Source organism: Methanosarcina sp. A14 (assembly GCF_001729375.1).
GTDB lineage: Archaea > Halobacteriota > Methanosarcinia > Methanosarcinales > Methanosarcinaceae > Methanosarcina > Methanosarcina barkeri.
Genome location: NZ_LZPK01000349.1, coordinates 1 through 12,451, shown reverse-complemented (window position 1 = coordinate 12,451; position 12,451 = coordinate 1). Strand labels below are relative to the sequence as shown.

Genomic DNA, 12,451 nt, shown 5'->3' with positions numbered 1-12,451 from the left:
AAACAGACGTATACTTTTTCTCAACTTCGAGAGCATTTATAAACGTTTTTTCGATCATTTCTTCAGACAGCACCTTCTTTTCAGGTGCCCCTTCCTCTGACAACAGTATAATTTTTGAAGGGGAAAGCCTGGTCACGCAGATGATTACAGGCTCAAGGGAATATATTGTAGAGATGAGTGTAAGCTTTGACATTAAATGCATTTATTGTTTGGGTGGAGTAGATGTTTTCCAATATATACCTCTATTTGATTCTTAATATTAAATCTTTATAATTATGACCCTATATAGAAATTTATATATTGAACCTTCGCTATAAAACTTTAAAGTTTATAATTCGTGGGTTTAATTTCAATTATACATGATTGTACTAGACAAAATCTCAAGTTTATTGTATTATTTTAAGAGGGTGTAATTTCTGTGATCGAAGCGATGAAAGAAATCGGTGAATATGTTATTGAAAAAATAAAAATTCAATTCACAAAAAGATTTTGCTGCGGGATTGATAATGATTGAAACTATTTGCAACATCGGGAAGACGATCCAGGACATTGAAGGTGAAAAAGATCTGATCGATTTATGGCAAAAAGAAGAAAATGGTGATTATGAATTAATTATTGATGTCAATATATGCGATGATTCTGTTTCTATAGATACAAGAGATTTTGAAAAACGAGTTTTCAGGGATGGACTGCTATATACACAGGGTAACTGGTTTGTTGGAGCCCTTGTCAAAAAAGATTCTTTAAAAGATAACAGAATCAAAGATTCATTAAAATTTATTGACGTTTCTCTTGAAAGGTTCAATGAAGTCAAACAATTACTAGATTCTAAAGTTAAAGAGTATGAAGGAGTAAATTTTGTTGTACTTTTCATGAAAAACAACCAAAAACCAATCGAAATCTCGAAACAGAAATTTCTGGATGAAATTGAAAAAAACGGATTGAGAAAAACATCCTCACCCGGAAATTGTCATATATGTGGTCAGCACACGGACACGCTGTATGATAGCATTACGTATAAATGCTATACTAATGACAAAGGAATTTTTTCAAATACAGATGGCCTTTCTTATGGCATCTGTAAATGTTGCATTCAACACATACTTTTCGGAAGGCAACACGTAGACACGTTTCTTAAGACCTGGTGGGGTGGAAGTGAAATTTTATTCCTGCCTCATGATTATAATGAAGAAGTCAAAATGATTTTTGAATTCTCCAATATAGGAGATGTAAAAGAAGGTCGAAATCTTCTTAGTAACCTTCGGGAAAACGAAGCTGAAGTCATGGAAGAGGTAGGAAAATGTGATACTGATGTTGATATTCTTTTCATTTCAGCTCCTGCGGGAAAATCTGAATGGAAAATAACCTACAACATAAGAGATGTAATGCCTTCAAGGTTCACAACCATCGCAGAACTTGAAAGAAAATACAAGACCAGATCCGGAAATCATCTAGCTATCTGGCAGGTGCTCTCTAATTTACTTGGGAATTCTTCAAAACCAGGTGAAATTTTCAACACGAATGAAGCTAAGAACTTCCTGAAAAATATATTCCATGGAAACAAAATAAACCGGAATCTTTTCTTTTCCCGAGCAATGGGAAAATACAAGCATGATTATTTTGCAGGATACAAATCGAACATCTTCACGATCCATCGGGTATATAATTTCCTTGTAGATTGTGGTTGTCTTGACAAAGGTTGGAATTTTGTTGAACAAGATGGTAGAGGTTACAGTATGGTAAAATATGAAAATGTTGAAGAGTTCTTTGAAATAAACAAAGAATTCTTTGATAGTGATGTGAAAAAAGCGTGGTTTTTGCTAGGTCGTCTTTATGGAAATATGGTATACGAATCTAAAAAATACAAGGGAGGAGACGACAAACAAAATACTGAGTCATACCTTGAAAAGAATTTCTTCTTCGGAAGGAAGTACGATTTCAAGACATTTGTTTACTTCACAAACCAATGTTCAGAACTGATGTACAAATATGGAGTGCAGAATAAAGGATATTTAAAAGACCTGATTTCTTCCTCAAAAGAGCTTATGGGAAGGGGTGATGAAAAATTATCCAGTGACGAAGCTAAATACATTTTTTTCTGGGGAATGCAGCAATGGATTGGGAAATCAAAAGATGATACTGCAGATGATGAAGGAGCTGATGAATAAATGGCTAACACAAGAGAATATTTGCTTATATGGGACAGCACTATGGCAAATCCGAACGGGGATATGCTCAATGATAACAAACCCAGACATGACGAAGTTACGGGTCAGCTTGAAGTTTCCGACGTTCGGATAAAGCGATTTATAAGGGACGAGTGGCAAGCAACTGGACACAATGTTCTTGTCCGCACAAAAAAAGATGATGCAGGAAAAGTAATGTCATGCACCAGTTTGATCAAAGAGATCGTGACTGACTCCGGTGTAAAAGAGAACGACCTGCCCGCCTACCTTCTGAGTGAATATATCGATGTTAGGCTGTTTGGTGCAGTAATCACCAAGCCCAAGTACGATATCACAGGTCCTCTGCAGGTCATGTGGAGCAAATCCGTCAATCCCGCAGAAATAAAATTCATGCAGGGCAATTCTGCTTATTCCAGCGGGGAAGGGAAAAGCCAGTCTACAATCTGGTCCAAATACATATCTCCCTATGCACTTTTCAAAACTTATGCCGTTTACAACGATAACACGGCAAAGAGGCAGGGAATAGAAGTTAGTGAAGAAGACCTCAATGAGTTCACTAAAGCTCTAATTAACGGACTTATCAATTATAGGAGTACATCAAAAAACCAGATGCCCAGGTTACTTATCGAGGTCGTATACAAAGAGCACAGGATTGATGGTGAACTCAATTATGTTGATGTTAATTTTGACACAGACAAAGAGGAGGTGCGCGATATTTCACAGGTCACCCTTGACCTTGAAAAACTTGCCAAATATTACGAAAATAAAAAAGATTCAATAGATACCATACGTATCTACTGGCACGGCAGTGTAAAAGTAGAAAATCTCCTGGATGATTTTGAGGTAATTGATATTTGATAACAGAGGCGCTCTTTAATGGATTGCTTGGTTTTTAGGGCAAAAAGTGAGTATGCTAAATTTAGAAAACCGTATACCACTACATCAGCTCTCACTTTTTTGTGTATCCACCCTCCAGCTGTAAAAGGACTTGTCGGAGCGGTAATGGGTATCGACAAAATAGATCTATATAAAGAAACCTCCAATTTGAAAATCGGCATCCAAGTTCTTTCTCCAGTTCGTAAAGATATGCAGACTCTGAAATTAGTGAGTATGAAAGCGGAAAGAGACCTGTTCAGTTTTCCAGTAAATGCCGAATTTCTAAGAGGTCCAGAGTACAGAATATTTGTTTCGTGGCTTCCAGATAAGCTCGATGAACTTGAGGAGAGGCTAAAAAAGCAAAAACCTGTATTTACGCCCTATCTGGGGGTAAGTGAATATATTGCAAAACTCAGTTATGAAACTCGATGCGATACAGAAATAATAAACGGTGCAAACAGCGTGGAGAGCATAATTCCCTCCCGTTTCATAAATATACAGCACTCTGATTACCACATATTTACAGACAATATTCCTGTTTGCAACAACGAAAAAAGAGAGTATACAGGTTATGAAAAAGTATTATTTGCTTTCAGAGAAGGTAAAGCCTGCTCATTAATTGGCAAGTTAAAAAGAGATATATACGGAATTGATGGAAATGCCGTTTTCTTCTTCGAATGATGGTTTTACTTTAAAGTCGCATCCACATCAGTTGCTAAAGGATCACCTGGAAGGAGTTACAATCATAGCAACTGATATTTATGCCTCTCAGAATAAAAACGGGGGAAAGCAAGATATTATAAGAAAAATCTGCATGGCACATGATTTTGGGAAGGCAACTTCCTTTTTTCAGGAATATCTTGCATATCATGAAGCGAAAGAAAAAGGAGAGTACAGGGGAAAAGATCAACACTTTGGGCCAAATAAGAATCATTCTCTTTTATCTGCCATTTTTGCATACTGGTGGCTTCCAGAAGAATACAAGCTTTTTGGTTACTTAATTGTAAAGCGCCATCATGGGAGTGTAAAAGATGCTCGGGATGAATTCAATCTAACAGATAATTATAATATAATTGAGGAGCAGATACGGGATATTAAGAAATATAGTCAGATTGAGCTCGAAAAGATTTATGATTTAGATCTAAATGATTTTTTTGAATTTATCAATGAGAGGGATATCAAAAAAATAAAAAAGCATTTTCGTAGCAGGTGGCAATTAAATAAGTTTTCAATAGAAGATACTTTAGATTTCAATTATGTTTATTCCCTCCTACTTACTGCAGACAAAATGCAGTTGATCTCCGAGTCCCCAAAGTTGCCGGCCCAAAAACCAAGCTGGTTTGTTGAAAAATATAAGGATCATATACGCTTCAATCTCTTATCTAAGAATGAGGCAATTGCAGATTCTCAAATATTCCAGATGAGAGACGAGATATTTGAGGAAATAAAAAAAGAACTTGCTCTTGTTGATTTGAATTCCGATTACTTTTTTTCGATCAATGTCCCAACGGGATCCGGGAAAACATTTCTTGCATATTATTCAGCCCTTTACCTAGCCGACAAACTTGAGAGACTTTATGGCAACGAATCACGAGTTATATATTCTCTTCCTTATATGAGTATAATCGATCAAAATTATGATGAATTACTAAACATCATAAAATTTAATCAAGGTAATGAAGAACCAAAGGATACAGAAATCCTAAAGCATCACTCTCTTTCTGAAATAAAATATGAATCTGATGAAAAAGAATACAAAAATTATGATGCCAGGTTTTGTTATGATAATTGGCAAAGCAAAATTATAACGACTACCTTCGTACAGTTGTTCAATACTGTTTTTAAGTTAGGAAATAATTCCATAGCACATCGTTTTCATCGTCTCACGAATTCAATCATTATTCTCGATGAAATACAGGCAGTAGATGAAAAATATTATCCCGTAATAAGGAAATTTTTTGAATTACTGGCAAGGAAATATAATACAAGGTTCATTTTTGTAACCGCAACGATGCCTTTTTTAGTAGGCACTCATGAGCTTGTACCTGGGAAGAAAACTTATTTTGAAAAGCTTAACAGAATAAAGATTTGCAACCACATTCATGAGGAAGAATCGCTGGATGAGTTCAAAAATATACTACTTGAAGACATCGAGGATCGGGAAGAAAAAAGTTTTTTGATTGTACTTAATACAATCAAGTCTTCAAAGGAAATATTTGAATTTCTTCAAGAAAATACTGGCAGAACCTGTCTATATCTTTCAACCGAAATATATCCAAAAGCAAGGCTTGAAAAGATCAATTTCATAAAAAATAGTCCTGAAAAATTAGTTGTTGTTTCGACACAGTTAATAGAAGCTGGTGTTGATATTGACCTTGATGTCGTTTACAGGGACTTTTCACCTCTCAGTTCGATAAACCAAACTGCAGGAAGAGCTAACAGAAATGGAGTTGGTCAGGAACCCGGTGAAGTTCATGTATATAGGCTAAAACATGAAAAAACAGATGCTTATTTTCATAATTATATATACCCGGTATTTTTGACCGATATAACTCTGGACATTCTTGAAAATAAAGAGGTAATCCAGGAAAAAGAGATCTATTTCTTGAATGAAACTTATGCGAAGAAGATAATTGAAAAGGTTAGTCATGATATCTCCAAAGAAATGCTCGAAGATGTGGAGAATTTCGATTTAAGAAAGCTAAGAGATTCTTTTGAGTTGATTAAAAAGGACTATGCCTTTAAAAGAGACATAATTATCGAAGCGGACCCAGAATGTTCTCAAATTATTGAAAAACTCAGGGATATCAAAAAGAAAGAAAAAGCGTCTAAGAACCCATGGGAATATAGTTTTGAAATCAAAAACCTGTTCCGTCAGTTGAATCAATATCGAATATCCATTAACGAAAAAACTTATTCGGAAATTCGTGACGATCTTCAGGAAATAAAAGGATTTGATGTTGAATATCTTCCAATGACCCGAGGTACCAGACAACTTTATTCAGAAGATAAGGGTATTATTTCAGACACACAAAGCATTGAAATTTTTTGAGGTGTTTTTTTGCATATAAATTACAGCTGCGTACAATATCCGGATGTTCGGCTCCATATGCGTGACGGTTCAAAACTCAGAGGTTTTTTTGCAAAAAAATACTCTTTTGAAGAGCTCATGCATAATCATGGAGAAAAAGGACCTATTTACAGGTACCCTTTAGTCCAGTACAAAGTCATTGATGGCATACCTACTCTTGTGGGATTGGGAGAAGGTGCAAACCTTATTCTGGATATTGGCATTTGTGAGGAGGAAATAAATATTGAGGGTACCCGGTTTTGTCTTGAAAGAGCAGAAATAAACACTGAATCCATTTTTTTTGGTGTCACCAAAGAGATTCAGGAATATGTTTTTAAAACTCCATGGTTTGCATTGAATCAAAAAAACATAGACAATTATAATGCTGCAGACGAAATAGAGAAAGACGAATTATTAACAAAAATTTTGATCGGAAACATACTGTCCATGGCTAAATACCTGGATTGCCGGATTGAAGATAAAATTAGAGTTAAGTTGGATGTCAAACCAATCAGAGTAAATTTCAAAGGTAAAAAAATGGCTGGTTTTAAAGGTGGGTTCAAATCCAATTTTAATCTCCCCGACTATTTCGGTCTTGGAAAATCCGTATCTCGCGGTTTTGGAACGGTGAAAAGATGCAGCTTGTAATCAACACCCGCGGTTCATTTCTAAAAAAGCAGAACAACTGCTTTTTTGTAAAAGTTGACGATAAGACCTTCGAGGTCTCTGAAAAGAAAGTTGACAGCATTTTGATTACAACTTCTGCAACAATAACAACCGATGCCATCAAATTTGCAGTCGAAAACAATATCGATATCGTTTTTCTGGACAATTTTGGCGATCCATTCGGGCGGGTCTGGCACTCAAAACTCGGGAGCACAACCTACATAAGAAGAAGGCAGCTTGAAATCTCAGACGAGCCCGAAGGGTTCAGGCTTGCAAAAGGCTGGATAGAGCAGAAGATTGACAGCCAGATCCTTTTTTTGAAAGACCTCAAAAAGAACAGGCCTGATCAGAAAGACGAACTTGACGACTACATTTCCGGAATGGAAGACATGAAATCCCAGCTTGAAGCACTTGAAGGAAAACTTGACGAGATGCGGGGAAAAATAATGGGCCTTGAGGGAATGGCTTCCAGGCACTATTTTGAGGCTTTGAGTTTTCTTTTGCCTGACAGGTGGAAATTCAATGGTCGAAGTCGAAACCCTGCAAAAGATGGGTTCAATTGCCTTTTGAATTATGGATATGGGGTTTTATATTCAAAAGTGGAAAAAGCATGCATTATAGCAGGGCTTGACCCTTATGTTGGTTTTAACCACACAGACGACTATAACAAGAAATCTTTTGTGTTTGACCTGATAGAAATGTACCGCATCCACATTGACAGGACAGTTTTCAACCTTTTTTCAAAAAAACAGGTTTCAGACAACTTTTTTGATGAAATTCCCAATGGCATGACTCTTAACAAAGAAGGTAAAGCCGTTCTTATCCAGGCTGTCAATGAAACTTTTGATAAAGAAATAAGCTACAGGGGAAGGAACATCAAAATTGGAAATACAATCCAGTTTGACTGCCACAGGATTGCAAATAACCTTATCGGGAAATGAAAGTTTCAATGCGATAAGACCGGCACTCAGTAACTTATTGATTCGAGAAAGTAGAAACTTATTGATTTGAGAAAGCCGGAAAGTGATTCGGTTGAAAATAAGAATGGAGGAGTTTGGGTTTGCTTGTCTGGGTAATATATGACATTACGGAGAACAGGGTTCGCCAGAAAGTAAGTGATCGCTGTAAGAGCTATGGGCTTTATAGAGTTCAGAAAAGTGTTTTTCTGGGAGACTTAAATACGAATGACAGAGACTCTCTGGGTCTTGAATGTGAAGAACTGATTGACATTGAACGTGATTCTGTGTATATTTTTCCAATGGATGAGCAGTCATTCAAGAAAGTCCAGCTGCTCGGCCAGGCTTTTGATAAAGAGCTTGTCAGTGATGAAGTGATTACCAAATTCTTCTGAGTTTTGAGGTAAGAAGTATGACGAATTTTGCTCTCAAAGAAGGTAGCTCTTCTGAGTGTGCGGGAAGTGATCAGCGGGTTGAAACCGGTTGTAAAAAAAATATAGCTCCTGAAAATGATTCCGAGAATGAAGAAGAGACATACATTGAACCTGAGTCTGAAAACGATTCTGAATCAATAATCCGAATTTCAGATGTGCTTGAATACCTTTTTTGCTCTCGCTTTATCTACTATATGTACTGTCTCGACATTTCCCAGCATGAAGAGAAAAGGTTCAAGGTTATTAAAGGCCGCGAGGTCCATGAAACAAGGAAACTAACCAACAGGGATTACGTGAGGAAGAAACTTAACTGTATAAGGAAAGAGAGAGACGTATTCATTGCTTCAAAACAGCATCATATAAAGGGAATAGTAGATGAAGTACTTTTTCTTGAAGACGGGACTGCTGCTCCTCTTGAATATAAATTTGCTGAGTATAAAGACAAGATTTTTAAAACCTATAAGTTTCAGCTGGTTTTGCAGGCTCTTTTGATCCGGGAAAACTATAATATTGAAGTAAACCGTGCTTATATCTGTTTCACCAGAAGCAACAGTCTGGTTAAAGAAATGAAAATTACTACTTCTGATTTCAAAAAAGCTGAGAAAATTATTGGGGAAATACTCGATATCGTTCAAAAAGGCTTATATCCCAAAACTACCAAATCATCTAGAAAATGCGTAGATTGCTGTTACAGGAATATCTGCGTATGAAGAGATTTTTCTTGTATTTATAAAGGGTTTGATAATTTTCCAGCAAGAATTTTAGCCCCAAAAAAGGGCTCATTTCAGGGCTTTTCTAGCCAAATAACGGAAAATTTTGCCCTATTCGTGAGCAAGATCCACTAAAACAAGGATTGAAACCAAATTTCCCACTTGAAATCGCTCTACTAAATGAGATTCGTGAGCAAGATCCACTAAAACAAGGATTGAAACATAAAGGCTCTTATAGACTCTGGTAAAGACCACTTAATTCGTGAGCAAGATCCACTAAAACAAGGATTGAAACCCTGATTCGTAGGCATTACTGCCTGTATGATTTATTATTCGTGAGCAAGATCCACTAAAACAAGGATTGAAACAAATCTATTGGAGGCATATTAAGCCTCCGTTCCTGCTATTCGTGAGCAAGATCCACTAAAACAAGGATTGAAACTGGTTTTACATAGGTTTTCTTGGAATGTCATTTACTGTATTCGTGAGCAAGATCCACTAAAACAAGGATTGAAACCCGACATCGGCCATAGATACGCCTAACTGTTCCGCGATTCGTGAGCAAGATCCACTAAAACAAGGATAGAAACATATTGTCGTTTTTAAGTCCGCATGGCGTATAAATTCGTGAGCAAGATCCACTAAAACAAGGATTGAAACTTATAAAGGGGTCTCTAACTCCGGAGTATGTGTTACATTCGTGAGCAAGATCCACTAAAACAAGGATTGAAACATATTGAAGCTTAGAACGGGTAGAATAAAAAGAATTCGTGAGCAAGATCCACTAAAACAAGGATTGAAACAAAATGTTCCACCCATCATCAATACTTTGCCACCAGATTCGTGAGCAAGATCCACTAAAACAAGGATTGAAACTTGTATGACTGGTGAGATGAGCAGAAAGAGTTATTATTCGTGAGCAAGATCCACTAAAACAAGGATTGAAACTAATTCAGGTCGATTTTCCAGCTAGGGTTGACGCTTATTCGTGAGCAAGATCCACTAAAACAAGGATTGAAACTTTCTCCGTCGTCTTCGGATGATATTGTATATGATAATTCGTGAGCAAGATCCACTAAAACAAGGATTGAAACTTTATTTCCCAGAGTGAACCGCCTTTAGGGTCTGCATTCGTGAGCAAGATCCACTAAAACAAGGATTGAAACATCTAGTCATGGACCCAAAAAAAAGAGGGTTAGAATTCGTGAGCAAGATCCACTAAAACAAGGATTGAAACTTCTATCGACATTTAAGCGACCAATACCTTTTTTATTCGTGAGCAAGATCCACTAAAACAAGGATTGAAACAACTTTACAATATTCGTCAATCTTGTTTGTACAAGATTCGTGAGCAAGATCCACTAAAACAAGGATTGAAACTACCACTTGTTAAACCCCACACAACTACTCTAGGATATTCGTGAGCAAGATCCACTAAAACAAGGATTGAAACATTTCACCAGGATAATCCTGTCCTGCTATATATATTCGTGAGCAAGATCCACTAAAACAAGGATTGAAACTATTCTTCTTCATTAAGTCCTAAACTTTTCATATTCGTGAGCAAGATCCACTAAAACAAGGATTGAAACTCAATATCTGTACATGCATATTCAACTCCGTGTACAATTCGTGAGCAAGATCCACTAAAACAAGGATTGAAACATATGTTCAATCCACTCAGCATAACGATCTAAAAAATATTCGTGAGCAAGATCCACTAAAACAAGGATTGAAACTGATAATTCAACTGAAATTGTTCCAGCAGAGTCTGATTCGTGAGCAAGATCCACTAAAACAAGGATTGAAACTAGATGGATCTGCAATCCATGATTCGGTATAACCTAATACAAAATTCGTGAGCAAGATCCACTAAAACAAGGATTGAAACAGGATTGATATCTTAGAAGATAGATGCATTATTTATTCGTGAGCAAGATCCACTAAAACAAGGATTGAAACATGAGTTTTTCTTCATTCAAAGCTTTGTTGTCGACCATTCGTGAGCAAGATCCACTAAAACAATGATTGAAACATCAAGCATATCCACCACTGAAAGGATTTAAAGTAACAATTCGTGAGCAAGATCCACTAAAACAAGGATTGAAACATCATTATCTTCGTTTTTTGATTTTAATAAAAATCCAATTCGTGAGCAAGATCCACTAAAACAAGGATTGAAACTCTGTTAAAGATGTTCTTGATTTAGCAGTTGGTAGATTCGTGAGCAAGATCCACTAAAACAAGGATTGAAACATAACTAATAATGAATTTCCTGGTATAATCCAAACATTCGTGAGCAAGATCCACTAAAACAAGGATTGAAACCCATCACGTATACTCCATTGATTATTCCAGGTATTCGTGAGCAAGATCCACTAAAACAAGGATTGAAACACAATAAATGGATTGACTAATATAAGTGATTATATTCGTGAGCAAGATCCACTAAAACAAGGATTGAAACAATCACCTACTCGATACAATAATATTGTATTTTCGGATTCGTGAGCAAGATCCACTAAAACAAGGATTGAAACACGGTTTGTTGTAACAAACTGATCATTAGATCAAAATTCGTGAGCAAGATCCACTAAAACAAGGATTGAAACTGGACCATCGTATTCGAGAGATATCCAGCATATTTATTCGTGAGCAAGATCCACTAAAACAAGGATTGAAACATATCTCTGATTGATGAAATGCGTTCTGAATTGAAAATTCGTGAGCAAGATCCACTAAAACAAGGATTGAAACTTTCTCCACAAAAATATTAAAGTAAAATATACAACAATTCGTGAGCAAGATCCACTAAAACAAGGATTGAAACTTCTGATTACGTATCATAGTCTGAAGATTCGCTACAATTCGTGAGCAAGATCCACTAAAACAAGGATTGAAACTTCAATTAAAAATATAGTTGGTGGTGTAATTGATTATTCGTGAGCAAGATCCACTAAAACAAGGATTGAAACCTCTATGGGCGGCCTGTGCTGTGGACCCTGACTTTTATTCGTGAGCAAGATCCACTAAAACAAGGATTGAAACGTGTTGTATTCTGCATTCATCGTTTTTGTGATGGATTCGTGAGCAAGATCCACTAAAACAAGGATTGAAACAGCTGAAATTCGACAAAGAAACCCCACACATTGGCTCATTCGTGAGCAAGATCCACTAAAACAAGGATTGAAACTGCACACCTCTTGTTAATTTCTGCAATAATTTTATCAATTCGTGAGCAAGATCCACTAAAACAAGGATTGAAACTTATCATCATGATTTATCAATCATCAAACCAAGTTATTCGTGAGCAAGATCCACTAAAACAAGGATTGAAACATTCTCAGCCTAAACACTGTTTCCAGTTGGCCTGATTCGTGAGCAAGATCCACTAAAACAAGGATTGAAACTTAGAAGTTGATGTGTCTGCCTCTATACTTGATAATATTCGTGAGCAAGATCCACTAAAACAAGGATTGAAACTATGAATTTATCCACGTTACACATACGATGTCTCTATTCGTGAGCAAGATCCACTAAAACAAGGATTGAA

8 protein-coding genes, 1 pseudogene and 1 CRISPR repeat array are annotated in these 12,451 nt (G+C 36.4%); of the genes and pseudogenes, 8 read left to right on the top strand and 1 reads right to left on the bottom strand.

The window, feature by feature from the left end; all coding sequences use genetic code 11:
* Positions 1–193, bottom strand: a pseudogene (locus tag A9239_RS15075) (CRISPR-associated transcriptional regulator Csa3); the annotation flags it as partial.
* A gap of 313 nt (positions 194–506) precedes the next feature.
* Between A9239_RS15075 and A9239_RS15070 the strand changes: the two are divergent.
* From A9239_RS15070 to cas4, 8 genes are all read left to right on the top strand, one after another.
* Positions 507–2,168 carry a TIGR02556 family CRISPR-associated protein gene (locus tag A9239_RS15070; protein ID WP_048156075.1) on the top strand — a complete coding sequence of 554 codons (1,662 nt, stop codon included), beginning with the start codon at positions 507–509 and terminating at the stop codon, positions 2,166–2,168.
* A complete protein-coding gene (cas7b, locus tag A9239_RS15065) occupies positions 2,169–3,044 on the top strand; it encodes a type I-B CRISPR-associated protein Cas7/Csh2 (RefSeq protein ID WP_048156070.1) in 876 nt (291 codons plus the stop codon). It begins immediately after the preceding gene.
* A gap of 27 nt (positions 3,045–3,071) precedes the next feature.
* The gene (gene cas5b / locus A9239_RS15060) at positions 3,072–3,743 is read left to right on the top strand and encodes a type I-B CRISPR-associated protein Cas5b (protein WP_218104632.1); all 672 of its coding nucleotides are present in this window, start codon (positions 3,072–3,074) and stop codon (positions 3,741–3,743) included.
* Positions 3,715–6,114, top strand: a complete 2,400-nt coding sequence (gene cas3 / locus A9239_RS15055) for a CRISPR-associated helicase Cas3' (protein WP_218104630.1) — start codon at positions 3,715–3,717, stop codon at positions 6,112–6,114. The genes cas5b and cas3 overlap by 29 nt, the downstream gene beginning before the upstream one ends.
* Before the next feature lie 9 nt (positions 6,115–6,123).
* Positions 6,124–6,780 (top strand): CRISPR-associated endonuclease Cas6, encoded by a 657-nt coding sequence (locus A9239_RS15050; RefSeq protein ID WP_048156064.1) that lies wholly within the window; start codon positions 6,124–6,126, stop codon positions 6,778–6,780.
* A complete protein-coding gene (gene cas1 / locus A9239_RS15045) occupies positions 6,768–7,739 on the top strand; it encodes a CRISPR-associated endonuclease Cas1 (protein ID WP_048156060.1) in 972 nt (323 codons plus the stop codon). Before A9239_RS15050 ends, cas1 begins: the two co-directional genes overlap by 13 nt.
* 119 nt (positions 7,740–7,858) lie before the next feature.
* Positions 7,859–8,149, top strand: a complete 291-nt coding sequence (gene cas2, locus A9239_RS15040) for a CRISPR-associated endonuclease Cas2 (RefSeq protein ID WP_048156059.1) — start codon at positions 7,859–7,861, stop codon at positions 8,147–8,149.
* A gap of 17 nt (positions 8,150–8,166) precedes the next feature.
* A complete protein-coding gene (gene cas4 / locus A9239_RS15035; RefSeq protein ID WP_230628913.1) occupies positions 8,167–8,898 on the top strand; it encodes a CRISPR-associated protein Cas4 in 732 nt (243 codons plus the stop codon).
* 113 nt (positions 8,899–9,011) lie between these two features.
* A CRISPR array of direct repeats spans positions 9,012–12,451; the repeat unit is 35 nt; unit sequence ATTCGTGAGCAAGATCCACTAAAACAAGGATTGAA.